Below are 25,036 nucleotides of genomic sequence, written 5' to 3'. Positions count from 1 at the left end.
GTACTTTGTCCTGGATACCCATTCAATCATTCCCAATCGACCGAGATTTAACCGATCTGGTTGAAAACTTGCGATCCGGTGGCGTTAATTGTCGAGTAATTGAGCGCAATGGTGAACAAGTCCTATTTTTAGACCCGGCCCAACAAGAGGCTGGTCGGGCGATTCTGCAACGCTGGGAGCAAGGTGATTACAATAACGCGCCTAGGTCACAGACAAGCCTGTGGCATGGCCTATCGCTGCACCAGCTTGCGCAAACGCCAGTCACTGCCATTTTGTTAATATTGAGTCTGGCGGGTTACTTTGTCAGCACCTTACCCGCGTTACAACATTGGCAGTTTGTCCTTACATTGGTTCCAATAGAAATCGTATCGGGCCGATGGTTAGCCTTTGGAGAGCTCTCCGACTCATTAGGACGCCATGAATATTGGCGCTTAGTGACCCCTGCGTTTTTGCACTTCTCCATTCTACATTTAGTGTTTAATGGACTTTGGACCTGGGAACTGGGCCGACGTATAGAAGTGCTCAAAGGCACCAGCTTTGCAATGGGCTTTTTTATGGTGGCCGCCATTTCGGGTAATTTATTACAATATTATTGGTCCCCCGAGCCATCTTTGCTGGGGGGCATGTCCGGTGTAGTCTATGCGTATTTAGGTTTCTTAGCGGTTTCACACGCGCTTAAGCCCCATCCGCTAACGGCCATTCCGCGCGGTATTTTGATGTTTATGTTGATCTGGCTGGCTATAGGGTTTACCGGTGTAATCGACTTTGCGATAAGCGGCAGTGTTGCCAATGCGGCACATTTAGGTGGATTAATTGCAGGCGTATCTATAGCAGCTATTAGCTTGCTATTTGATAGATTTTTTTCGGAGCAGAAATGAACGACAATTTTCAGCAGGTTATTAATAACCTGACCCCAGATGTTTACCAAAACCTGAAGCGTGCCGTTGAACTGGGCAAATGGCCAGACGGAAAAGTTTTAACTCAAGAGCAGCGCGACACCTGCATGCAAGCGGTTATTGCCTACGAACATATTCACCTCCCCCCCGAAGAGCAGGTAGGCTATATTCCACCCAAGCCGGGTGACGCCTGTGACGACGAAACAAAACAAAACAGCTCGGAGCAGCCTCTTAAATGGAAGTAATTCCCGTAAACGAGCTGCCAGAGAGTATGAGCGGTGGCTTAAAGAAAATGGCTGTTAGTTTAAATAATAGCAATGCTCAGGTTAGTTACGCCTTACACTGCGGCCAACACACCGTAAATGCCAATGAACTCATTGGTCGCACCTTGACGATCACCTATGCCGGAGCAATCCACTGCTTGCACTGTAACCGTAAAACTCGCAAAAGCTTTAGCCAGGGCTACTGTTACCCGTGCTTTCAATCACTGGCCCAATGCGACTCCTGTATTGTGAGTCCAGAGAAATGTCACTATCACATGGGCACGTGTCGCGATCCTGCATGGGGCGATGATTTTTGTATGAATGACCATATCGTGTATTTGGCGAATTCATCGGCACCTAAAATAGGCATCACCCGCGCCACGCAAATCCCCACGCGTTGGGTTGATCAAGGTGCCGCTCAAGCGTTACCCATTCTCAAAACGTCCAGCCGCCGTATAGCAGGGCTGGTCGAGGTGATTTACAAGCCCCACATCAGTGATCGCACACAATGGCAACGAATGTTAAAAGCGACTCCTGAGGACATTGATTTACATCAGTTAGCGTTAGAGCTACAGGCCAAAGTGGCGCTGGAAATAAAGACAATACAAAATGAATTTGGCACGGACTGCATGACGGATTTAGTCTCGAACGATACTAAAAGCACCCGCATACACTATCCGGTTAATAGTCACCCGGTCAAAGTCAAATCCGTTAATCTTGATAAAACACCAGTTTTCACCGGCGAACTTACCGGCATCAAAGGTCAATACCTAATATTTGGTGATCAGGTGCTAAATGTGCGTAAGTTCGGCGGCTATCATGTCGATATATCCATTTCTAATTCGTGAGCCCTTTATGAATATTGCCGAATCAGAGACTGCAATGAAAACAATTTATTTAAAAGACTACCAACAGCCAGCTTATTGGATTAAAAAGACCGAACTGGATGTAGCCATTTACAGCGGTGAAACGTTTGTTCAGAGCAAGCTTACCATTGAAAAAAATTCAGCGGTGCAAAGCCAAATTTTGGACTTACACGGTGAAAACCTAGAGCTGCTTGAGATTAAAATTGACGGCAGAAATCTGGCGGAAAGTGAGTATACTTTAACCGATACTAGCCTGAGTTTAACGCCCCCCGTTCAGAACTTTACACTAGAGACGCGTGTTCGAATTGAGCCTGAAAAGAACACATCGCTTGAGGGTTTGTATCGCTCCAGAACGATGTATTGCACGCAGTGCGAGGCCGAAGGCTTTCGTAAAATCACCTATTATTTAGACCGCCCTGATGTTATGAGTGACTTCACCACTCGACTATCCGCGGATAAAACCACCTGCCCGGTGCTGCTTTCTAACGGCAATTTAATCGACAGTGGCGATCTGGACGACAGTCGTCATTTTGCGGTGTGGCATGATCCACACCAAAAACCCGCTTACCTTTTTGCAATGGTAGCGGGAGATTTGGCTCATATCGAAGATTCGTTTACCACCTGCTCTGGGAAACAGGTGTGTTTAAAAATCTTTGTCGAACCAAAAGATTTAACCAAATGTGATCACGCTATGGCGTCACTCAAAAATGCCATGCGTTGGGATGAAGAGCAATATGGCCGTGAGTACGACCTCGATATCTTTATGATTGTCGCGGTTGATGACTTTAATATGGGGGCCATGGAAAACAAAGGACTTAATATTTTCAACACGTCGTGTGTGTTGGCAAGCCCTGAAACCACTACGGATGCTGGTTTTCAGCGAGTGGAGGGAGTTGTCGCACACGAATATTTCCACAACTGGACCGGCAACCGGGTTACCTGCCGGGACTGGTTCCAGTTGAGCTTGAAAGAAGGGTTCACGGTTTATCGGGATTCGGAATTCTCCGCCGATATGGGATCGCGAACCGTTAAGCGAGTTGAAGATGTTGCGTTTTTGCGTACTCATCAGTTTGCCGAAGATGCCGGCCCAATGGCACACCCCATTCGACCCGCCAGTTATATGGAAATATCCAACTTCTATACCTTAACCATTTACGAAAAAGGTTGTGAAGTGGTGCGCATGATTGCCAACCTGCTTGGGCCTGAATTATTCCGTCAAGGTTCAGATCTTTATTTCCAGCGCCACGATGGCGAGGCTGTTACCACGGAAGATTTTGTAGCCGCAATGGCCGAGGTATCCGGCCGTGACCTGACTCAATTTGGCCATTGGTACAATCAAGCGGGGACACCTGAGCTCACCATTACCGATGAGTACGATGAAAACTCACGTCAGTACACTTTAACCATCAGCCAATACACACCACCCACGCCTGAATTGAGTGAAAAGAAACCATTTCATATACCGCTGCGGGTCGGCTTAATTGGTGATGCCGGCGAATTGGCACTAACACTGGCTGACGAGACTGTAGAAGACTTACCCTCTGATAACACCGATCGGGTATTAGAAATAACAGAAACTACGCAGAGCTTTGTATTTAACAATGTGCCAGAAAAACCCGTACCTTCTTTACTGCGCGATTTCTCAGCACCTGTGAAGATAAAATATAATTACAGCCGTGACGATCTGTGTGCACTCGCCATACGCGATAGCAATGGCTTTAACCGTTATGAGGCGGTGCAAAACCTAGCGATGGCGGTTATCGACGACGCACTTAATGCCAATGCAAGCGGCGCTAGCTTTACCTTGGATTCGCGTTTAACCGACATCTATCGCCAATTGTTAGCTCAACCGGATTTGGATCAGGCTATGCTCGCTTATATGTTGAGCTTGCCCGCCGAAGGCTATATAGCCGAACAACAAACACTTATTGACCCACTGGCTATTCATCGAGCCCGTCTGCAAGTCAAAAGCGCTCTGGCTCAAGCACTGCATGCTGAATTCAAGGCGGTGTTTGAAAACCTCAAAGCGATTGTGCCTTACAGTGCCGATGCGCAAGCAATTGCCAAGCGCAGCTTAAAAAATGTGTGTCTGTCGTATTTAATGGATGCCCCTGGCGAACAAGAGCTCTCTTTGTGCCTTGAGCAATTCCAATCAGCCAACAACATGACCGATGAGATGGCAGCTTTAACCGCACTGGTTATGGCCGATAACGAACAGGCCCAACAAGCCGCCGAGCAAGCGTTAGCAAGCTTTTATAACAAATGGAAAAATGAAGCCCTGGTGGTCAACCAGTGGTTGGCACTGCAAGCGCGCAATACGGCCGCCGGTGGTCTTACACGGGTCAACGCTTTAATGCAACACGAGGCTTACGATAGTACCAACCCCAACAAAATCAGATCGGTTATCGGCAGTTTTTGTGGGGCGAACACGCCTAACTTTCACAACATTAGCGATCCGGCAGCGCAGGGGGGCTATGCCTTTTTAGCCCAGCAGATTCGTGAGCTAGACGCTAAAAACCCACAAATCGCCGCCCGCTTACTGAGCCCGCTGACGCGCTGGCGTCGTTATGCTGCGCCTTTTAGTGAGTTAATGCGTGAACAGCTGCAGGAGTTAGCCCAACAGCCCGGTTTATCTCCCGACTGTTATGAAGTGGTCAGCAAAAGCCTGGCTTGATAGGCTAGGCAATGGTGCAATAGGAGTCTTACATGCCTGAAACAAGCAATAAACTGGTTATCGCCATTTCCTCGCGAGCACTGTTTAACTTGGATGAGAGCCACCAAGTCTATAAAGATAATGGGCTTGAGGCCTACGCCCGCTATCAAATTGAGCACGAAGACGAACCGCTGGAAGCTGGCGATGCTTTTCCTATGGTACAAAAATTATTGCACCTAAACGAAGGGCTAGCCGGAGAGTCTCGGGTAGAGGTCATCTTGCTGTCGAAAAACAGCGCTGATACCGGTCTCAGGGTGTTTAATTCCATTGAGCACTATAAGCTCAATATCACCCGTGCGGCTTTCGGTGGGGGGCATAGCCCATACCGTTACGCACAAGCGTTTGGCTGTCAATTGTTTCTGTCCACCGAGGCCGACGACGTACGCAATGCATTAGAGCACGGGATTGCCGCCGCTACCTTGATGGCGCCTAAAACTAGCAGTAAAAACGCCAGTCAATTGCGCTTTGCCTTCGATGGTGACGCCGTTTTATTCTCGGATGATGCCGAGCGTATTTTCAAGCAGGAAGGGCTGTCGGCTTTCACCGAAAGTGAAAAAGCCGCCGCTAAGACACCACTACCGGGCGGTCCATTTAAACCATTTTTGGATGCTTTACACCGCTTACAGGCCGAATTTGGCGATGTAGAGGATTGTCCCATTCGCACCGCTTTGGTTACCGCACGTTCTGCGCCGGCTCACGAGCGAGTTATCCGCACACTGAGAGCCTGGAATATCCGTATTGATGAGTCATTATTTCTCGGCGGACTGCCTAAGGGCGAGTTTTTAAAGGCCTATGGGGCCGATGTCTTCTTCGATGACCAACAGGCACACATCGATTCAGCCAGTGCCCATGTTGCCACCGGGCATGTCCCCCATGGGGTTGCTAACACCAAGTCAGTTGAGCAAAAACCCAACAGCAATGGATAAATATTATTCAAAAGACTATATTTTGGTACTTAGCGCAAAATTCGACTATTCTATGGATGAATAATCAACTATATTTTTATAACACGAATATCAAAAGCCATTTGGAGGGCTTATGAAGCTGCAACAACTCCGGTATATATGGGAAGTGGCTCATCACGACCTTAATGTATCCGCGACGGCGCAGAGTCTATACACCTCACAGCCCGGTATCAGTAAGCAAATTCGCTTATTGGAAGATGAGCTAGGGGTAGAAATATTTTCTCGCAGCGGTAAGCACCTAACCCGGATTACCCCAGCCGGAGAGGCGATTCTAAAAACCGCAGGTGAAATACTGCGCAAAGTAGAAAGCATCAAACAAGTAGCTCAAGAGTTTAGCAATGAACGCAAGGGTAGTTTGTCCATTGCCACGACTCACACCCAGGCTCGCTATGCACTACCTCGGGTGATTGAAGGGTTTATCGAACAATACCCCGACGTGTCCCTGCATATGCACCAGGGCACGCCAATGCAAATCTCCGAAATGGCCGCCGACGGCACTGTCGATTTTGCCATTGCCACCGAGGCATTAGAGCTATTCAGTGACCTGGTAATGATGCCTTGTTACCGCTGGAATCGCTGCATCGTGGTTCCCAAAGGCCATCCGTTGGCGAGCCTGCCGGAACTGACCTTAGAGGAGGTGGCTAAGCATCCCATCGTCACCTATGTGTTTGGCTTTACCGGTCGCTCTAAGTTGGACGAAGCTTTTATTAATCGCGGCTTGGCTCCCAAAGTAGTCTTTACCGCCGCTGATGCTGACGTCATTAAAACTTATGTACGCCTAGGCTTAGGGATCGGTATTATTGCGCACATGGCATTCGATAATGAACTCGATGACGATCTGGTTGCACTTGATGCCAGCCACCTGTTTGCCACCAGCATCACCAAGGTTGGCTTTCGGCGCGGTACCTTTTTACGCGGGTTTATGTACGATTTTATTCAACAGTTTGCTCCACATCTTACCCGGGAGGTTATCGATCAGGCTTATGCGTGTCATTCTCGTGCCGAGCTTGAAGAATTGTTTGCCGAAATTCCTCTGCCTTCCTATTAATACTCGCCTGGAGTTCTCGTACGAGTCTCCAGGACGACCGCAACAATTTTATCTCGCAGTAGTGATCTGAAGACTCGGGCCATACGAATACCCAGTCAGATGACATAACTCAAAAGGTGGCTAGCTCATGGTAGAGTCCGGCAAAATTCCTGTGGCGATTAGTGAATGCTTACTGGGAGAGCGCGTGCGCTTTGACGGTGGGCATAAACGCTCAAGCTACATCACCGATACCCTAAGTGATTACTTTGAATACCGAGCCTATTGTCCCGAAGTGGCCATAGGCCTCGGGATTCCACGCAAACCGATACGTTTATTGGCAACCGATGGTATGACTCGCGTGGTACAAGCAGATGACGCGAGTATCGATGTTACCGATCCGCTGCGCGACTATGCGCGAAGCCTGACGAGCGATATAGAAAACGTATGCGGCTATATTTTTATGCAAAACTCCCCCAGTTGCGGTGCTTTTGGCATGAAGCGTTACGGTAGTAATGGATACCCGCTGGATAAAAATGGACGGGGCGCCTTTGCCGATGAAATTATGCAGCGCTTTCCGCTACTGCCAATCGAGGAGGCAGGGCGACTAAACGATGCTGGATTGCGCGATAACTTTATCAGTCGAGTCTTTGCCTATCACGATTGGAAGGTATCAGTAGCCCAGGATCCCAGTCCGGGCGCGTTAATTGAATTTTACTCACGCTATAAATATCAAGTAATGGCCCATCATGTGCCCAGCTACAAGGCAATCGGACCCTTACTGGCGGATTTAAAAACACCACCGATCGAAACCGTATGCGAACAGTTTCTGACTATTTTTATGACTGCCTTATCGCATTTGGCAACACGCAAAGGCAACACCAACACTCTGTTACATCTGCGCGGATATTTACGCGGGAAATTAGATGCTCAAGAGAATCAAGAGCTATCTGGGTTAATCGACAATTATCGCGAAGGCTTGGTACCGCTGGTGGTGCCGCTTACGTTGCTAAAACACCACCTACTAAAAATTGATGATGACTATCTGCAGCGCCAGACGTTTTGGAACCCGCACCCAGAGCGGCTCGGCTTGCGCAATGTAATCCCCACCTAATCCCGCAAAAATAGTGTTGCTTGGACACAACCAAAAGGAATTGTAAGACGTATTAAGGATGAACTTAGATAATAAGTGGCCGAAAAGCAATCAACGGGACAGAGGTCAAATCATGGTGATAGTGCAAGATGAGAAACATCTATTAATTGATACGCTTAAAGCGCATTACCAAACCTTCGATAAATCCAGTCTTGCGGATATACTCTCGCTCTACAATGATGACATCTGCTTTATCGACCCCGTCGAAAGGCTCGACGGGAAAGAGGACCTACGCTTATACTTTGCCAACTTGGCAGAAAATTTAACCAGCTGTCAGTTTGATTTTCAATCCGTTATTAATGATTACTGCCCGCAGGGCGAATCCAGCGCGGTCTTATTTTGGCAAATGCGCTTTTCCCACCCCAAGCTTAACAGCGGTGTGGCTACCAGTTTGGCAGGTTGCTCTCACCTTCGTTACAGCGATAAGATCTACTACCATCGCGATTACTACGACCTGGGGGAGATGCTGTACGAAAACATTCCGTTACTGGGCCGCTTGATACGCAGCATTAAAAAGCGCTTGGCAAGCAAATGAACCGGCTTATCTGGTTTCGCAACGATTTACGACTGATCGACAACCCGGCGTTGCATCACTGTCTTGACGATAAAACGACTGGCACTGACGACGCCCCTGTGTCGGCGTTGTTTATTCTCTGTCAAGAGTACATCGATACCCATCCTATTGGCGCCAAACGGCTGCGCTTTATGCAAGAAGCTCTGCTTAACCTAGCACAGGGTTTGGCCAAGCAAGGGATAGAGCTACGCACCGAATATGTGGAGAAAAAGGCCGATATCGCTCAGCGTGTAGTTGATGTCTGCAGCCACGTCGGCGCGCGCGTCGTGTTTTGCAATCGTGAATACCCGCTCGATGAAAGACGCCGAGATCAAGACTGTAAAGCGCTGTGTGAAGAGCAAGGAATTACCTTTAACGCCTATCACGATCGCTGCCTTATCCCCCCTGGCGCACTTAAAACTCAGGCCGGTGACCATTACAAGGTGTTCACTCCCTTTGCCCGCGCTTGGCGCAAGCTGGCAGATGCCTCACAATTTCAAATCTACTCCGCCCCCAAGAGCAAAATTCAGGCAGTTGCAGCGCCTAGCGACACTATCAACCGTTTATTTTCCCGCGCTGGCGCCGATTGTCAGCCCGTACTTTGGCAAGCCGATGAACACTCTGCTCTGGATGCGCTGCAAGATTTTATAGAACAACATCTGGCCGATTATGACGAAGAACGAGATTATCCCGCACTGCAAGCTACCTCGAAACTGTCTCCGTATTTGTCGGTTGGGTTGTTAAGCCCCAAGCAATGTTATATCGCCTGCCGCCACGCGGTCGGAGTGAGTGAGAATGTGGGCGCCCACACCTGGATTAACGAACTGATTTGGCGTGAATTTTATATGCATATCGCCGCTATTTATCCCAAGGTGAGTATGCATCGACCGCTGCAGGCCTATACTGAATGTATTCCCTGGCGTCAAAACGAAACCGATTTTCAGCGCTGGTGCCAGGGCGAGACTGGCATCCCCATTATCGACGCCGCTATGCGGCAGCTGAACCAAACCGGTTGGATGCATAATCGTCTGCGCATGATTGTGGCCATGTTTCTTAGCAAAAATTTGCTAATCGATTGGCGTAAGGGCGAGGCTTATTTTATGTCACAGCTTATTGATGGCGATTTCAGTGCTAACAACGGGGGCTGGCAGTGGAGTGCCTCGACCGGCACCGATGCCGCACCGTATTTTCGCATTATGAATCCGCTGACTCAGTCGGAGCGCTATGATCCACAGGGCCACTTTATTCGTCAGTGGTTACCTGAACTTGCGGCCGTAAAAGGCAAGAATATTCACAACCCCGGTCCGATAAATGGCTACCCGGCACCCATGGTTGACGTAAAAGCCACCCGCAAAGAGGCTATTGCTGTGTTTAAAGCCTGCAAAGAGCAATACGCCAAGGAGTCCCATGAACACTAATCCATTAGCCGGGCGCAAAGTGCTCTTAACCGGCGGCACCCAAGGCATTGGTCTGCAAACATTAAAACTGTTGTTAGACAAGCAGTGTAGGGTGGTTGTACTGGCCCGCAATACAGCCGCCGTTGCCGATTTACAGGCACAGTACCCAGAGCATTTAACGGCGATTGCCACCGATATTACTCAGCTAGACTCTGTGCGCCAGGCGCTAAGTAATATTGCGGTATTCGATTCGGTGATTCTCAACGCCGGCACCTGTGAATATATTGAAGCCAGCCAATTCGACGCCGCCAGTTTTGCCCGGGTAATTAACGTCAACCTGCAAGGCAACGCGAATATTTTAGAGGTTGTTATTCCCAAGTTACTTAAGTCCGAGAAGCGGCCGCATATTGTCGGTATTTCTAGCTTAGTGACTGAGCTACCTTTACCTCGGTCTGAGGCCTATGGTGCCAGTAAAGCGGGGTTTGCCTATATGCTTAATTCGCTGCGAGCCGACCTTTACCGGTTCGGGGTGGATGTTACCTTGATACAGCCAGGGTTTGTCAAAACGCCTTTGACCGATCGCAATGATTTTGCGATGCCATTTTTAATGGAGCCGGAGGTGGCCGCACAACATGTACTGAAAGCCATTGAGCAGCGCAAGTACAACTATCGTTTCCCATGGCAGTTAGCCTTGTCGTTGCGCTTAATCGCCCGTTTGCCTCTGCCTTTACAGGTTAAATTTTTACAAAAAATGGTCCCTAAAGAATGAGCGATGCAAAACAACATATAGCGGTTATTGGCAGCGGCATAAGTGGTCTGTACAGCGCGTTTTTACTTAGCCAAAAATATCACGTCTCTGTGTTTGAGAAAAATAGCGAAATTGGCGGTCATACGGCCACCAAAAAAGTCAGTATCGACTCTGGCGACTACAGCATCGATACGGGATTTATTGTCTACAATGACAGAACCTACCCTAATTTTATAAGACTGTTAAACCAGTTGGGTGTAGAAGGGCAGAACACCGAAATGGGCTTTAGCGTCAGCTGTCAGCACACCGGTTATGAATACGCCGGTACGTCTATTGCCGGTCTTTTTGCTCAGCGGAAAAATATATTTAAACGTGCACATTGGCGCTTGTTGCGCGATATTGTGCGCTTTAATAACCTGTGCTCGAGTCTCTACCAACGATTGCCGTTGTCCGATCGTAGGACACTGGGTGAATTTTTACGTCAGGAAAGTTTCTCCAAAGAGTTGGTGGCTTATTATATTTTGCCCATGGTGTCGGCTATCTGGTCCTCGGGTACTGCCATTGCGGAGCAAATGCCTCTGACATTCTTTGTTCGCTTCTTTCATAACCATGGATTGCTGAGTATATTTGATCAACCGCAGTGGAAAACAGTGCGCGGCGGCTCAAACCAATACCTAGCGCCCTTAATCGCTCCCTTCGTCAATCAAATCACCACCGATGCACGTATTCGCGCTGTGCAAAGAGCGGAGGCGGGCGTAGATATTCATTTTGACGACAACTCGGTAAAAAGCTTCGATGCCGTCGTGATGGCTTGCCACAGTGACGAAGCCCTGGGCCTGTTACATAGCCCCAGCGCTGCCGAGAAAACAGTTTTGGGGGCGATAACTTATAAACCCAATCAGGTTGTGTTGCATACGGACAACACCATTTTACCCACCCAGAAAGCCGCCTGGGCCAGTTGGAACTATAAGCTCGAAAGCGATACCGATACACAAACGTTGCTGACCTATAATATGAATATCTTGCAAAATATTCGCGCCCCGGAAACATTTTGTGTCAGTGTGAATCCGGGTGATCGACTCGATACCCGCAAAGTGCTCGGTGAGTACCAGTACCACCACCCGGTTTTTACTCGAGAGTCGATCGCCGCGCAGCAGCAATGGCAGCAAGTCTCGGGAGCCGACCGAATATATTATTGTGGTGCCTACTGGCGCAATGGTTTTCACGAGGACGGTGTTGTGTCGGCGCTAAAGGTGGCTCAACAGCTGGGCGTAACACCGTGACACTTCCCGACAGCGCGGTCTATACCGGTATCGTACGCCACCGGCGTTTTTATCCGGTGGTGCACGAATTTAGTTATTCAATAACGCTATTTTTACTCAATTTGGATGAGATAGATCAATTAATGGCGCAGTCGCGCTGGTTTTCTTGCCAGCGCTGGAGCCTGGCGCAGTTTCGCCGCTCCGATTATATGGCACCGCATCATCAAGACTTAAAATCTATCGCCGTCAGCGAAGTCGAAAAAGCACTTCTGTGCACGGTGAATTCACCTAAAGTCTATTTATTGAGCAATATTCGCCAGTGGGGGTTCTGCTTTAACCCCGTTAGTTTTTATTACGTGTTTGATACCGAGGAATTAGTCGGCATTGTAGCCGAGGTCAACAATACCCCTTGGAAGGAGCGACATCGCTATGTGGTTAATACCACCGATCAAGTGTCCCCTTATCAATACCACTTCGCAAAACGCTTTCATGTATCGCCCTTTAATCCGCTGATAATGGATTATCGTTGGCAGTCCAATGAGCCGGGGCAAAGTATCGATATCCATATGGAAAATTGGCAAAGCGATATAAAACATATGGATGCAACCTTAAGTTTACAGAAAAAAAGCTGGAGCTCTGCGCATCTGAATCGCGCGTTAATTCGTACTCCCTTCAACACAATTAAAGTGCCGCTGTTAATTTATTGGCAAGCTATAAAGCTTTGGTGGAAGAAGGCCCCCATTTACGACCACCAACCTGTAGACAAATAAGTAACTGCGTCGAGGAGACCGATCGTGACCAACGCAAGCGCCCACAGAGGCATTAACGAACTCTCAGGACATCGAGCCAAGGTTTTTAACAAAAACCATAGAATTGCCAAAAAACTGGTACTGGCTCAACTTGGCAAGCTTAAAATCGGCTGTCTGCGCATTCACGATACAGGGCAGTGTACCGAGTACGGTCAAAGTTCCGATGAAGCTGAACTTGTGGCCGACATCTATGTACACGACCAAGCAGCCTATCGGGATGTCGCTTTTGCCGGCTCGGTGGGCTCGGGGGAGGCCTATATGTCGGGCTATTGGTCTTCGCCGGACTTGACCCGTGTGGTGCGCATTTTTGTACTTAACTTATCCACACTGGATGCTATGGATCAATCGCAATCCTGGTGGAGTAAAGCGGCGCTATCAGTATTCAGCTATTTTAATCGAAACTCAAAAGAGGGGGCTAAACGCAACATCAGTGCCCACTATGATTTAAGTAACGAATTCTTCTCACTGTTTCTCGACCATTCAATGATGTATTCGTCGGCTATATTTCCCAATATCGACAGCTCATTGGATGAGGCCGCGCAGTACAAACTGCAGGTGGTGTGTGAAAAATTGCAATTAAAGCCCAGTGATCACCTGCTCGAAATAGGCACCGGCTGGGGTGGCTTAGCCGCCTACGCTGCCAGTCAGTACGGCTGTCGTGTTACCACCACAACAATATCGAAAGAACAGCACGATCGGGCAGTTGAGCGGGTAGTAGCGCAGGGCCTGCAAGATAAGGTAACCGTTTTACAGCAAGATTACCGCGACCTTCAGGGCACGTTTGACAAGCTAGTTTCTATTGAAATGATTGAGGCGGTGGGTCACGAACATTACGCCGGTTACTTTCGTCAATGTGGCCAGCTACTCAAGCCCGACGGACTGATGCTGATTCAAGCGATTACGATTGCCGATCAGCGTTACGAGTTGGCCAAAAATAGTGTGGATTTTATTCAGCGTTATATCTTCCCAGGTGGCGGCTTGCCATCGACTCAAAAAATAACCGAATTAGTCACACGACATACGGCTCTAAACCTTATTGGATTTGATGAAATTGGCAGCCACTACGCACAAACATTGCGATTATGGCGGCAAAGATTTTGGCAGCAAATGGCTGCCGTGCGCGAACTAGGTTTCGATGAGCGCTTTATTCGTATGTGGGATTACTATTTATGCTACTGCGAGGGCGGCTTTATGGAGCGCACTATTGGTACTGGCCAATATGTATTTGCCGGCCCTGAGTACCGTTTCTGATGTTAACAGGCTGTCGTAGACTCTTTATTTTCGCCAACTTTCTGATGTTTCAGGTTGGCTGGGCAATAGCAGTGATGCTTGGTAGTCGCGCAGCCATTGCTTATGTAATTTTCGCCGGAACACTGCATTTTTATTATAGCACCACACGAAGATTCGATTACTGCGCCGTTTTACCGTTGTTCGCTATCGGTTATCTGCACGATGTGGCGCTGTTGTTAACTGGTGTACTGGTCATTGGCGATAGCATCATACCACCGCCGTGGCTATCGGCGATCTGGGTGTTGCTGGGCTTAACACTGAACCATAGTTTACATTTTATCTATCGAAATAAAATTTTAGCTTCACTGTTAGGCGCTGTGGGCGGAGCCGTAGCTTATAGTGCCGGGGTTAAATTAAGTGGTGCCCAGTGGGGAATATTGGATGGATGGGGAAGTCTAATAATCGCATTTGCATGGCTATTCATTTTGCCGTTGCATTATTCGTTAATGAAAAAATTTGTTCAGGTCGAAACGTAAACCTTATGGTCAAATTGCAACCACTGATTAACACAGATCCACTGCTTAAGCTGCTCGGTTGGGCAGGTACCACCTTACTGCTTTTAATGGTTCTGACAACATTGAACATCAGTACTGCTGAAGCCGATGAAAAAATTCCGGCGATCAGTGGTTTTGCCTATACCATGTCAGATAATAGCGACACTCAAGCGCCGTGGCTTTACCGCGAAGACTACTACTTCCTGACAGATAATCAGGTGCAGGTGTTCTATACCAACCACTCGGAGCAGTTAATTGCAGAAAAAGTTCTCGATTACGCAACGGGGCGATTAACACCAAGTTTTATTTTTGAAGATCAGCGACATCAGATTAGCAAACGGGTAGAAGTCAACGCATCTAATGTTGAGTTGTATCTGAAATCTGGCCCGCAAGCTGAACGAGCCACGCTTGAGCGTAAAAAGAATCAAGTAGTGGATGCCGGCTTTACCGCCGTTATTCGAAACAATTGGTCGGCATTGCAGGCAGGGCAGAGCATCGACTTTTTCTTTGCACTGCCCAACCGAGCAACTAACGCTCGTTTAGCCGCGCGGCAGAAAAAGTGCCCAGCGCGAATGCAGGCAAACCATTGCTTTGAAATGGCACTGAGCAATCGATTTCTCGCAATGTTTGTCGACTCGATTACACTCGGCTTTGATCAACAGCAGCGCCTGACGGAATACCGCGGGCGCTCCAACTTGTCCGACAGCACAGGGGGTGATCAAGACGTGATTATTCGCTATCGTTACGCTGACCCGGAACAACGCCTTTAAGGTCGTAGGCAAAGGCAATTATATAAGCGACTGCCACATAGAGTTTTTCTGGTATTTCCTCACCCAGCTCCAATGTCACCAGAAAATCCACTAAGGATTTGTTGTCACACAGGGGCACTTCATGTTCGTTGGCAATGTCGATGATTTGTTGCGCCACATCGCCACGACCTTTAGCGCTGAGTATGGGGGATTTCTCACCGTCGTAATACAAGGCAACCGCTTGCAGTAATTCGGCATTATCGTCATTGCGATTCATGTTTTAACATCCACCAGGTTATAACTCAGCTCATTACTATTGCCTGCCGGTTTACCTTGAAAATAATTGACCTGCGTAATAGCGAGTCCCGCCGATTGCATGGCCTGGCGAATCGTCTCAAGTTTGGCTTTGGCCTCTTGTAAAACCGATGTATCTTGCGCCCAAAACCCTAAACCTAGCTGCTCATTACAGTAGCGTATATGCACGTAAATATCGCCCACAGCTTCGGTGTTAATATGCAGCTTTACTAACCAAGCATGGGCTTGAGTGGACGTTTTATCGTTGACGTTATCACGCTCCGGTTCAAAACTTATTCTGGCATGTTGAGTCTGCTCGCCCCAGCGCACGGGCAAATCAACAGCAAATTGCTGGCTACTGCCGACTGATTCGGCCGATTTAGGATTGACAGGATCCGCTCCTAACTGTTGGCCGCGAATTTTCGCCAGGCTATTTAAGCTCAACTGATGGGTCAACAACATAAGCTGCGTTTGTAAACTTGCGGCCTCGGCGCTTTGTGGTGCTGCGGTTACTCCCGACAAAAACGCTTGCGAAAGACTGGGCAGCAGTCGGTTTACCTCTAATAAGTTGGCTTTTGCCATTTGTGCTGCATGACCGGTTAACGGTGATGCAGCATTGTTGCTGGAATTCACATTGGAGGCCGGTGTAGAGGCCGCGCTCGTCGAACTGGGAGTCATTAATGATTTGATGATTTGTGCCAGACTGTGCGTACTGGCAGATTCAGAGCTTGTACTCTGAGAGGCCGCGCCTTGCGCGATAGAGCCCGCCTGAGTGGAGGCTGCTAGGTTATTAGCGCCCGTAAGCCGCGCCAAATTAAGCAAAATGGCTTTGCGATCCGTGTTGAGCAGAAGCTCGGTGGATTTACCCTGAGCACCAGTCAACAGCTTCATTAGATTGGCCTCAAAAAAAGTACCGCTATTGTTAACTGCCTGCTTAATAGCCACACCAGCTATGTTCTGTGGGGCAGTCCTAAGCACTTCAATGGGCACCGCTTGCTTGTCTAACGCCTTTAAAGATTCGTTAATCGCATTGGCCAGCTTATTGTGGGGCAACAATTTACTGAGCAACTGCAAGCTTTGGCTTTGCTGCTCAAGGCTTACGCCCTGCAGCCTGGGTAGAATTTCCCGTAAGGTTTGTTGTACCGCGGCCACCTCGGGACGACTCATTTGCCCCAAAACCGAAGCTGTAGCGGTGGTTGAGCCTTGCTTGGGGCCCGCCGATTGAGGATTAACCATTACCGGCTTGCCATTTTCACTCATTATCTCCAACTTCTGTGGGTTAACTCGATTCACCCAAACGCTATCCCCCTTTGCTAAGGGCAGGGCGCTCAACAGCGCGACCTGTTGAGCTTGGATTTTGACATTGACCAATTTGAGGGAGGATTGCTGCAACAGGCTAGTCGCCAACTCCGGCTTAATGGCGTTGAGTGCGTTACTGCTTGGCCTGGCCCCAGTTGAACTTGCCTGAGCTTGCATTAGCTGCTTTTCGGCCCCGGTCAACACACGGACCCCCGTCACCTCAGCGGCTACCGGTTGCCCAACACGCAATGACAGGTTGGACAACAAACGAGTCGTGCTGGTCGTAGTGGCCGCCGTATTCGCGGAGGCAGGGGCGTGCAACTGGGTAAAATCAATCGGCATATGAATCCTGATAGACTCTCAAAATAGATCTTTATACTGGAGAGTACAGCCCTAGGTAAACTTTTGCCGCAAAGGACTATATAATCAGCGCGCAGTTATAGGTATAGTCGGCCGTTGCCCAGCGAAGTTGAGCACTAATGCCCGAAAGATCACTCCTAACAACGGAAGCCAGTTTTGCTAGCCAGTTTGTCCTTTAATAATATCAGCTGTGAGCGAGATGAACGAATTTTGTTCAACAATCTCAGCTATGAGTGTAAATCTGGCACCTTGTTACAAGTGGTAGGCTTTAACGGCGCGGGCAAAACCACTTTATTACACACCCTCTGTGGCCTAAGACAACCCGCCACGGGTCAGATTCTCTGGCAAGCACAAGACATCAGCTTAAACCCCCAATTATTTAAGCAATCTCTGTTCTTTCTGGGGCATCAAACGCCGGTCAAGGGTCATCTTACCGTTACTGAAAATATCCAGTGGCTCCGCTCACTGCACCCAGCACCGTCATATACGTCGATCCAGCAAGCCCTGATTGAGGTCGACTTACTTGCTTATGCCGATACACATTGCCACCAGTTATCAGCTGGCCAAAGGCGCCGTGTGGCCTTGAGCCAACTGTATTTGACCCAAGCATCGTTGTGGGTGCTTGATGAGCCCTTTACCAGTATTGATAAAGCCGGCGTGGCAAAGCTGGCTCAGAGGCTACAGCAGCATACCGAGCGCGGGGGCATCGTAGTTTTGACCTCCCATCAGCCGGTGGAGCTGGAACACCTGCAAAGCTTGGATTTGTCGCGCTACCAGCCAAGCCTTGAGGAGCATATCGCCCATGGCTGAGTTGAACGAAGCTAATACCGGGGCCGGTGCGATATTAAGTCGTGATATGCGTCTTATTTGGCGCCACCGCAGCGATATCGTCAACCCCGTGATCTTTTATTTGATTGGTATTACCATGCTGCCGTTGGCGATTGGGACCTCCAAGCAGCTGTTGGGAACCGTAGCCCCAGGTATGCTCTGGATTATGGCCATGCTCGCCACGTTATTGTCGCTTGATGCATTATTTCGTACAGATTTTGAAGACGGCTCACTGGCACAGTTTCAATTATCCAGCCAGCCCCTGTATTTAATCGTTTTATACAAAGTGCTCGCTTATTGGTTGAGTACCGGCTTGCCACTGACTCTAATGGCACCGATGTTGGGATTAATGCTATCGCTTCCGGCTGATGGCTACTGGGCTTTACTGCTAACACTCTTACCCGGCACGGCAATTTTGACATTGGTTGGCGCCCTAGGGGCCGCATTAACCGTCTGTTTACGCAGCGGAGGGTTGGTGATGACTCTAATTATTATGCCGCTCTATTTGCCTGTGTTGATTATTGGCTCTAGCGCCGTATCGAGTGCGGTTGCCGGTTTTGGTTTTGACCGCGAATTGGCGCTTTTAATTGCGGGTTTAGCGATAGCGTTAATTGTTATGCCACCGGCCATTGCCGGGGCACTTAAAATATCAACCAATCAATAAGAAAACACCTTTAACATTATAGGTGCCTAAGAGTTGGAGGAATGCTTTTGGCTTGGCAATGGTTTCACAGGCTCGGATCCCCTCGCTGGTTTTACGACAAATCCAGTCGCTGGTTAATTTGGTTAATGCCACTTACCCTGGCCCTGTTAGCAACAGGCTTGGTGTGGGGCTTGGCATTTGCCCCCATCGATGCCAAGCAGGGCGATAGTTATCGAATCATTTTTATTCATATGCCTGCCGCCGTAGTTGCCTTAGCCGGCTATTACGTAATGGCTGTTGCCGGCGCTGTTGGCCTTATATGGCGAATGAAACTGCCTTTTATGGTTATGAAATCAGCCGCCCCCATAGGCGCGGTTTTAACGGCACTGACACTAATCACCGGCTCGCTGTGGGGGCATCCCACCTGGGGCACCTTCTGGGAGTGGGATGCCCGCAATATTTTTATGCTGATACTGCTGTTTTTGTATTTGGGCATTATATTGCTGGGCTCTATTTATCCTTCTCGCGATGCCGGCGATAAAGCTTGTGCTCTGTTAGCATTAGTCGGCACGGTCAATGTTCCTATTATTTATAAATCCGTCGATTGGTGGTACAGCTTACATCAACCGGCCAGTATTAAATTTACCGGTGAAAGCAGCATTCACGCCAGTATGTTGTACCCCTTGCTCATCTGTGTTGTGGCCTATTATTGTGTGTTTTCACTGGCCCTTATTTTATATACCCGCCATGAAATTCTTGTGCGGGAAGCGCGCACTCAATGGGTAAAAGACTTATCTCAATTGCCCGGTAAAAACCAAGGGGGAGCTCATGCCAAGCTTTAAATTTGACTCACTGGCAGAGTTTATTCACATGAGCGGACACGGCATTTATGTGTGGAGCTGTACCGCGATTGCCTTGGTTTTATTAACAGCGCTTATTGTGCACCCTTTATGGCTGCGCAAACGCCAACTTCAGAAGTTACGCCAGCAGCAAGCAGTGCTCGCAGCGCAACTGTCCCAGCACCAGCAAGAAAACCAAACTTAGGTATCAATATGCATCCGGTTCGTAAGCAGCGTTTAATCATCGTGCTTGCCATTGTGGCGTTATCCTCGTTGGCCATTGGCTTACTGGTCTACGCGCTGAGTGAGAATATTAATTTGTTTTACCCTCCGGCTAAATTCAGTGCCAATGAAGTACCGCGAGAGGTAAGGGTGCGCGCGGGCGGCTGCGTTGAGCCTGGCTCCGTGGTGCGTGACTCAGATTCTCTGTTGGTCAAATTTGCTTTGGTTGATGGTACTGGCCGGCTTAAGGTGGCTTATGACGGAATACTGCCCGATTTATTTGCCGAGGGTGAAGCGGCTGTCGTAAACGGCACCTGGTCCAATAACAATGTTTTCTACGCCGACCAAGTGCTGGCCAAACACGATGAAACTTATATGCCACCAGAAGTAGCCGAAGCGATGAATAACGGCGAACAGCATCAAGCGAGCTGCGAGGAGGCCAATTATGGTTCCTGAGTTAGGACACTTTGCGCTCATTATTGCTTTGGGCCTAAGCGCGGTACTGTTTGTTTTGCCTTTATGGGGCGCCTATACCGCAAACACCACCTTAATGTACAGTGGCCGTTCACTGGCGACCGGGCAGTTTATAATGGTCAGCATTGCGCTGGCCTGCTTGGGTTATGCTTTTTTGCACGATGATTTTTCGGTCTCTTATATTGCCGGTCACTCCAACTCCTTAATGCCTGTTTACTATAAAATCAGCGCTATATGGGGCGGCCACGAGGGCTCTTTATTGCTTTGGATGTTTATGCTTTCGGGCTGGACATTTGCCATAGCCATGCTCAGCCGATCTCTGCCATTGGATATGCAGGCTCGGGTTTTGGCCGTAATGGGTTTTGTGGCCACGGGGTTTGCCTTATTTATTTTGCTCACCTCGAATCCATTTGATCGTATTTTGCCCATGGCGCCTTTGGAGGGTTCTGACCTCAACCCGCTACTGCAAGACCCGGGGCTGATTTTTCATCCGCCATTACTTTATATGGGCTATGTCGGTTTTAGTACTGTCTTTGCTTTCGCAATTGCGGCACTACTAACCGGTAAGCTCGATACTGCCTGGGCACGCTGGTCGCGACCCTGGGCCACCACCGCGTGGGCGTTTTTAACGTTGGGCTTAGCGCTTGGCAGTTGGTGGGCTTATTACGAGTTGGGTTGGGGCGGCTGGTGGTTTTGGGACCCCGTCGAAAACGCCGCCTTTATGCCTTGGCTGGTCGGCACCGCTTTAATCCACTCGCTGGCGGTTACTGAAAAACGCGGTCTTTTCAAAAGTTGGACGATTTTATTAGCCATTTTTGCTTTTTCTTTAAGCTTACTGGGAACCTTTCTGGTGCGTTCAGGGGTGCTCAATTCGATACATGCTTTTGCCAACGACCCGGATCGCGGTTTGTTTGTTCTCGGCTTTTTGGGCGTTGTAGTCGGTGGGTCTCTATTGTTGTTTGCCTTGCGTGCGCCGGTGGTTAAATCCCGCCCGGGTTTTAACCTGTTCTCGCGCGAGGCATTATTGCTGGCCAACAATATTTTATTAATGATCAGCATGCTCACCGTTTTATTTGGTACGCTGTTTCCACTCATTGCCGATGCCATGAAGCTAGGTAAATACTCGGTAGGGGCCCCGTACTTTAATTTAACCTTCACCCCGTTTATCACCATGGTGTGTTTGCTGATGGGCATTGCACCTTTTAGCCGCTGGAAGCGCAGCTCCGGCGACAGCATTCGCCGCAACATAAAAGCGCCGATTATCATTTCGCTAAGCGCGGCTGCTTTAGTGCCTTTATTGTTAGGCAAGTACACAACTATTGCCGTTGCCGTAAGCTTTGTCGGTGTTTGGGTGCTGAGCACTACCTGGACCGATTTGCTGGTTAAATCAAGCCATAAAGCGGGTTTTAGTAAAGGGCTAAAACAACACAGCCTAAGTTATTGGGGCATGATCATCGCCCACACTGGCATTGCCTTTACCGTATTAGGGGTAGGCTATACCACCCAGTACAGCGATGAGCAAAAAGTACGCATGAGTATTGGCCAACCTGTGGTAGTGGCGGAGCGCGAATTTACGCTGGAATCGTTAGATAAAGTACGAGGCCCTAATTATATTGCCGATGAAGCACGCGTCGTTATGCGAAAAAATGGCCGGGTGATACGCGAGTTTAAGCCACAAAAAAGGCGCTATTTAGCCAGCGGGCAAATCATGACCGAGGTGGCTATTGCCCCTGGGTTCTTGCGCGATATATACATCGCCGTAGGCGAGGCGGAAAACATATCGCCCAACACCCGTCCCATGCGGATTCACTACAATGCTTTTGTGCGCTGGATTTGGCTCGGCGCTTTATTGATGGCAGTAGGTGGCATGCTCGCGGTTATCGATAAACGATACCGCAAAAGAGTTCGAACGGCGGATGAAAAATCACCAGCAAACGCAACAGCAATATCGGGGGCACAGTAATGGGGCGACTTAAATTATTTTTACCGTTATTAATTGTATTAATTCTGCTGCCTCTATTTTATGTTGGATTATCCATTGACCCAACTGCAATGCCCTCGGCACTGGTCGGCAATCCGGTGCCCGAGTACTCTTTACCTTTGGTTGCCAATGAGCAACACAGTGCCAGTCACAAGGATTTAACAGGACAGGTGTCCTTGCTCAATGTATGGGCCACTTGGTGCTTTGCCTGCAAAGCAGAGCACCCATACTTAAACTCTCTGTCTGAAGAGGGTATCAACATTGTTGGCGTGAACTATAAAGATGATCGCAAAGCCGCACAGAAGTGGTTGCGAGAATTACACGACCCCTACCTTTATAGCCTCTACGATCAAGACGGTAAACTGGGGCTAGAGCTAGGCGTCACTGGCGCCCCCGAAACCTACCTAGTAGACAAGCAAGGCATTGTTCGCTATCGCCATATCGGCGTCGTCAATGAACGCGTCTGGCAAGACACCTTAGAGCCGCTTTACAGCCAATACAATCAGGTTGGGCAATAAGGCACTAGTGTTCCATTCGCTTTACGGGCTTAGCAGGAGCCGTTTAAAACTGAACGAGTGGGGTAGCTTACTGAGACTCTGCACGGTGGGCATATTGCCCCGTACGATTAAATTGAACGCCGCCTAAGGTTCATCGTCTCGTCTGCCAACATAGACAATTTCAACGGGCATAAAAAAAGGCCCCACAAAGTGGAGCCTTTTTAAATAGTGGCGGACCGGACGGGACTCGAACCCGCGACCTCCGGCGTGACAGGCCGGCATTCTAACCAGCTGAACTACCGGTCCGCAATCCTGAATTGGTGGGTGGTACAGGGATCGAACCTGTGACCCTCGCCTTGTAAGGGCGATGCTCTCCCAGCTGAGCTAACCACCCCCGTTCAGGAGATGCGTATTCTAATGAAAACTTAGGGCAGGTCAACTACTTTTTTGCATATTTCTTACATTTATTGATTGCTGTTTAAATGTTGATCGGCACTCAGCTTGTGGGGTCGCGTCGAAGCGGGCAGGGCGGTATACTCCGGACAGCTCTAAACAAGGTATTTTCATGCGTCTAGCTTTACTATTTTCACTGTGCTGGTTAAGTGTTTTAGCCACAGCCGAGCAAATCTATTCATTCGACGACCCAGTGGACCGCGAGCGCTTTGATCAGTTTAATCAAGAACTGCGTTGTCCCCAGTGTCAAAATCAAAACGTGGCTGGTTCGGACTCTTTAGTGGCCGAAAGCTTACGCCAGGATTTGTACGAGCAAATCCTGGCCGGGCGCAGCGATAAGGAAATCGTAGATGACATGGTTCGCCGCTACGGCAACTATATTTTGTACAAACCCCCTCTGGAGTGGAAAACAGCGGTGCTCTGGTTAGCCCCAGCGCTTTTGTTGGTACTGGGCACTCTAGTGCTCTGGCGCATGGTGCGCCGCCGTCAAACAGCACCGACGCCACTTACCGATGAGGACGAGGCAAAAATTGCCTCAATGTTGGCCAAATATAACAAGGAAAGCCAATGACACTTTTTATGCTTGGGGCAGCTGCACTATTACTCATTGCCCTGATAACACTGCTTTGGCCTCTGTGTCGCCACAGGCGCAGCAGCGATGCTGTTCACATTGGCGAACAAGAGCGTGAAGCGCAGAACATCGCCTTATACCTTGAACACCTGAAAGAGGTTGATGCAGACCTGGATCGGGGGCGAATTAATCAGGAGCAGCACCTAAAACTGGTGACAGAGTTAAAACGAAACCTGCTCTCGGACCACAGCACTGAGCGACGCTCTAGTGCCCACAGTAGTGGCTTGTGGGTGTTGTCGGTAAGCGCAATAATCATGGCAGGCGTTTGTGTTTGGCTTTACCTGGCACAAGGCTCTATCGGTGATGCACTTTTTGTAAAATTACAAAAGCGCGTGGCAGAACACAATGTCGCCGCCATGCAAGCCGGCCGCCAGCCCGATATCGGGCCCACCACTGAGCTGATCGAACTGCTGCAAGAGCGCGTCAAAACTCGCAGCGACAACCCTCAATATTGGTATTTATTGGGGCGCTATGCCAATCAGGTCGGGCGCTACGAATTAGCGGTTGAGGGGTTTCGGGGGGCTTATGACATATCGCCCAACGATCCGGGAATTGCCTCCCAGCTGGCGCAAGCACTGTTCTTTGTCGAAGACAATCAAATAACCGACGAGATTCGTTTTTTAATCGAACGCGCCCTAGAGTCTGACCCCGAAGACACCACAGCCCTCGGTCTGGCGGGAATTAATGCTTTTAGCTCTCAGGATTATGCGGCGGCCATTGAACACTGGCAGTCAGCGGTGGATCTAACCCCCGTGGGTGCCTCGGGCAGGCAGGCACTGATGGCCGGTATTAACCGGGCCAAGCAGGAATTGGGCACAGAGCCTGATACTGAAACAAACGCGACCTGGAAGTTGCCGATTGAGGTGTCATTGGCGCCCAATCTTAGCTTGCCGGACTCCGGAACTGTGTTTGTCTTAGTGCGTGAGCACAACGGCAGCCCCATGCCCCTTGCAGTACAACGCTTGCAGCTGACAGAGTTTCCTTTGTCAATTATTCTTGATGAAACTATGGCCATGACAACCAAGAGCCGTTTGCACGCCAATGGCCCATTGGAAGTGGTCGCGCGGGTTTCTCTGGCGGGCACAGCCGCACCGCAACCTGGCGATTTACAGGGGAGTACCGCTCCTGTCGACATGAGCAAGCTCGCAGACCCAGTTCAGGTCGTTATCGACCAGACGCTATAGCTCAGTGATAGTGGCGCTGAGGCCTTGGGCTGAGTGCCACAAATCTTGCCGCGTCCGCGCACCACGTCTTCTGCTGCATTCAATTTACCGCCACTCACACCCCGCAGAGCCCAATATGGGCCAACCACTTGTTTACTTTTTATGCGATT

General features: G+C 49.3%; 26 protein-coding genes and 2 tRNA genes. 24 read left to right on the top strand and 4 right to left on the bottom strand.

Annotation, left to right across the window (positions count from 1 at the left end):
- Positions 1–5: 5 nt before the first annotated feature.
- The 15 genes from Q4526_RS12755 to Q4526_RS12685 all read left to right on the top strand — a co-directional run bounded on the left by Q4526_RS12755 (position 6) and on the right by Q4526_RS12685 (position 15,203).
- Positions 6–878, top strand: a complete 873-nt coding sequence (locus Q4526_RS12755) for a rhomboid family intramembrane serine protease (protein ID WP_215977467.1) — start codon at positions 6–8, stop codon at positions 876–878.
- On the top strand, positions 875–1,141 hold the full coding sequence (locus Q4526_RS12750; protein WP_215977466.1) for a YeaC family protein: 267 nt from the start codon (positions 875–877) through the stop codon (positions 1,139–1,141). Before Q4526_RS12755 ends, Q4526_RS12750 begins: the two co-directional genes overlap by 4 nt.
- A complete protein-coding gene (locus Q4526_RS12745) occupies positions 1,132–2,007 on the top strand; it encodes a DUF2797 domain-containing protein (RefSeq protein WP_215977465.1) in 876 nt (291 codons plus the stop codon). The genes Q4526_RS12750 and Q4526_RS12745 overlap by 10 nt, the downstream gene beginning before the upstream one ends.
- A gap of 7 nt (positions 2,008–2,014) precedes the next feature.
- Positions 2,015–4,699 carry an aminopeptidase N gene (gene pepN, locus Q4526_RS12740; RefSeq protein ID WP_215977773.1) on the top strand — a complete coding sequence of 895 codons (2,685 nt, stop codon included), beginning with the start codon at positions 2,015–2,017 and terminating at the stop codon, positions 4,697–4,699.
- Between the two features lie 32 nt (positions 4,700–4,731).
- The gene (locus Q4526_RS12735; RefSeq protein ID WP_215977464.1) at positions 4,732–5,664 is read left to right on the top strand and encodes a 5'-nucleotidase; all 933 of its coding nucleotides are present in this window, start codon (positions 4,732–4,734) and stop codon (positions 5,662–5,664) included.
- Between the two features lie 112 nt (positions 5,665–5,776).
- A complete protein-coding gene (gene cysB, locus Q4526_RS12730; RefSeq protein ID WP_215977463.1) occupies positions 5,777–6,751 on the top strand; it encodes an HTH-type transcriptional regulator CysB in 975 nt (324 codons plus the stop codon).
- A gap of 127 nt (positions 6,752–6,878) precedes the next feature.
- Positions 6,879–7,841, top strand: a complete 963-nt coding sequence (locus tag Q4526_RS12725) for a DUF523 and DUF1722 domain-containing protein (protein ID WP_215977462.1) — start codon at positions 6,879–6,881, stop codon at positions 7,839–7,841.
- Positions 7,842–7,953: 112 nt separating this feature from the next.
- Positions 7,954–8,415, top strand: coding sequence for a nuclear transport factor 2 family protein (locus tag Q4526_RS12720; protein WP_215977461.1), 462 nt, complete (start codon positions 7,954–7,956; stop codon positions 8,413–8,415).
- Positions 8,412–9,851, top strand: a complete 1,440-nt coding sequence (gene phrB / locus Q4526_RS12715) for a deoxyribodipyrimidine photo-lyase (protein WP_215977460.1) — start codon at positions 8,412–8,414, stop codon at positions 9,849–9,851. Before Q4526_RS12720 ends, phrB begins: the two co-directional genes overlap by 4 nt.
- Entirely contained in the window at positions 9,841–10,599 is a 759-nt protein-coding gene (locus Q4526_RS12710; RefSeq protein ID WP_215977459.1) for an SDR family oxidoreductase, read from the top strand. Before phrB ends, Q4526_RS12710 begins: the two co-directional genes overlap by 11 nt.
- The gene (locus Q4526_RS12705) at positions 10,596–11,861 is read left to right on the top strand and encodes an NAD(P)/FAD-dependent oxidoreductase (RefSeq protein ID WP_215977458.1); all 1,266 of its coding nucleotides are present in this window, start codon (positions 10,596–10,598) and stop codon (positions 11,859–11,861) included. Before Q4526_RS12710 ends, Q4526_RS12705 begins: the two co-directional genes overlap by 4 nt.
- Positions 11,858–12,610 carry a DUF1365 domain-containing protein gene (locus Q4526_RS12700; protein ID WP_215977457.1) on the top strand — a complete coding sequence of 251 codons (753 nt, stop codon included), beginning with the start codon at positions 11,858–11,860 and terminating at the stop codon, positions 12,608–12,610. Before Q4526_RS12705 ends, Q4526_RS12700 begins: the two co-directional genes overlap by 4 nt.
- A gap of 24 nt (positions 12,611–12,634) precedes the next feature.
- Positions 12,635–13,900, top strand: coding sequence for a cyclopropane-fatty-acyl-phospholipid synthase family protein (locus tag Q4526_RS12695; protein ID WP_215977456.1), 1,266 nt, complete (start codon positions 12,635–12,637; stop codon positions 13,898–13,900).
- The gene (locus Q4526_RS12690; protein ID WP_303609650.1) at positions 13,900–14,415 is read left to right on the top strand and encodes a DUF2878 domain-containing protein; all 516 of its coding nucleotides are present in this window, start codon (positions 13,900–13,902) and stop codon (positions 14,413–14,415) included. Before Q4526_RS12695 ends, Q4526_RS12690 begins: the two co-directional genes overlap by 1 nt.
- Before the next feature lie 5 nt (positions 14,416–14,420).
- Entirely contained in the window at positions 14,421–15,203 is a 783-nt protein-coding gene (locus tag Q4526_RS12685) for a hypothetical protein (RefSeq protein WP_215977454.1), read from the top strand.
- Here the strand turns inward: Q4526_RS12685 and Q4526_RS12680 are convergent.
- Together Q4526_RS12680 and Q4526_RS12675 are read right to left on the bottom strand one after the other, a co-directional pair.
- Positions 15,163–15,459, bottom strand: a complete 297-nt coding sequence (locus tag Q4526_RS12680; RefSeq protein ID WP_215977453.1) for an EscU/YscU/HrcU family type III secretion system export apparatus switch protein — start codon at positions 15,457–15,459, stop codon at positions 15,163–15,165. The genes Q4526_RS12685 and Q4526_RS12680 overlap by 41 nt on opposite strands.
- Positions 15,456–17,117: a flagellar hook-length control protein FliK gene (locus Q4526_RS12675; RefSeq protein ID WP_215977452.1), complete on the bottom strand. Its 1,662-nt coding sequence runs from the start codon at positions 17,115–17,117 to the stop codon at positions 15,456–15,458. Before Q4526_RS12675 ends, Q4526_RS12680 begins: the two co-directional genes overlap by 4 nt.
- A gap of 174 nt (positions 17,118–17,291) precedes the next feature.
- Between Q4526_RS12675 and ccmA the strand changes: the two genes are divergently transcribed.
- From ccmA to Q4526_RS12640, 7 genes are read left to right on the top strand one after another with little or no spacing between them, the layout of a single operon-like run.
- The gene (gene ccmA / locus Q4526_RS12670) at positions 17,292–17,945 is read left to right on the top strand and encodes a cytochrome c biogenesis heme-transporting ATPase CcmA (protein ID WP_215977451.1); all 654 of its coding nucleotides are present in this window, start codon (positions 17,292–17,294) and stop codon (positions 17,943–17,945) included.
- Positions 17,938–18,627 (top strand): heme exporter protein CcmB, encoded by a 690-nt coding sequence (gene ccmB / locus Q4526_RS12665; RefSeq protein WP_215977450.1) that lies wholly within the window; start codon positions 17,938–17,940, stop codon positions 18,625–18,627. The genes ccmA and ccmB overlap by 8 nt, the downstream gene beginning before the upstream one ends.
- Positions 18,628–18,674: 47 nt before the next feature.
- Entirely contained in the window at positions 18,675–19,448 is a 774-nt protein-coding gene (ccmC, locus tag Q4526_RS12660) for a heme ABC transporter permease CcmC (protein WP_215977772.1), read from the top strand.
- Positions 19,435–19,650: a heme exporter protein CcmD gene (ccmD, locus tag Q4526_RS12655; protein ID WP_215977449.1), complete on the top strand. Its 216-nt coding sequence runs from the start codon at positions 19,435–19,437 to the stop codon at positions 19,648–19,650. Before ccmC ends, ccmD begins: the two co-directional genes overlap by 14 nt.
- 8 nt (positions 19,651–19,658) lie before the next feature.
- Positions 19,659–20,123 (top strand): cytochrome c maturation protein CcmE, encoded by a 465-nt coding sequence (ccmE, locus tag Q4526_RS12650; protein WP_215977448.1) that lies wholly within the window; start codon positions 19,659–19,661, stop codon positions 20,121–20,123.
- Positions 20,113–22,104, top strand: a complete 1,992-nt coding sequence (locus tag Q4526_RS12645; protein ID WP_215977447.1) for a heme lyase CcmF/NrfE family subunit — start codon at positions 20,113–20,115, stop codon at positions 22,102–22,104. The genes ccmE and Q4526_RS12645 overlap by 11 nt, the downstream gene beginning before the upstream one ends.
- Positions 22,104–22,640 (top strand): DsbE family thiol:disulfide interchange protein, encoded by a 537-nt coding sequence (locus Q4526_RS12640; RefSeq protein ID WP_215977446.1) that lies wholly within the window; start codon positions 22,104–22,106, stop codon positions 22,638–22,640. Before Q4526_RS12645 ends, Q4526_RS12640 begins: the two co-directional genes overlap by 1 nt.
- 208 nt (positions 22,641–22,848) lie before the next feature.
- Here Q4526_RS12640 and Q4526_RS12635 read toward each other — a convergent pair.
- Together Q4526_RS12635 and Q4526_RS12630 are read right to left on the bottom strand one after the other, a co-directional pair.
- Positions 22,849–22,925 (bottom strand) — tRNA-Asp (locus Q4526_RS12635).
- 12 nt (positions 22,926–22,937) lie between these two features.
- Positions 22,938–23,013, bottom strand: a tRNA-Val gene (locus tag Q4526_RS12630).
- Between the two features lie 171 nt (positions 23,014–23,184).
- Between Q4526_RS12630 and Q4526_RS12625 the strand changes: the two genes are divergently transcribed.
- Complete coding sequence (locus Q4526_RS12625) at positions 23,185–23,643, top strand: cytochrome c-type biogenesis protein (protein ID WP_215977445.1); 459 nt, start codon at positions 23,185–23,187, stop codon at positions 23,641–23,643.
- On the top strand, positions 23,640–24,887 hold the full coding sequence (gene ccmI / locus Q4526_RS12620) for a c-type cytochrome biogenesis protein CcmI (RefSeq protein ID WP_215977444.1): 1,248 nt from the start codon (positions 23,640–23,642) through the stop codon (positions 24,885–24,887). Before Q4526_RS12625 ends, ccmI begins: the two co-directional genes overlap by 4 nt.
- The last annotated feature ends 149 nt before the right edge of the window (positions 24,888–25,036 follow it).

The organism is Gilvimarinus sp. 2_MG-2023 (assembly GCF_030547685.1).
Classification (GTDB): domain Bacteria; phylum Pseudomonadota; class Gammaproteobacteria; order Pseudomonadales; family Cellvibrionaceae; genus Gilvimarinus.
This window is presented reverse-complemented; position numbering and strand designations above follow the sequence as displayed.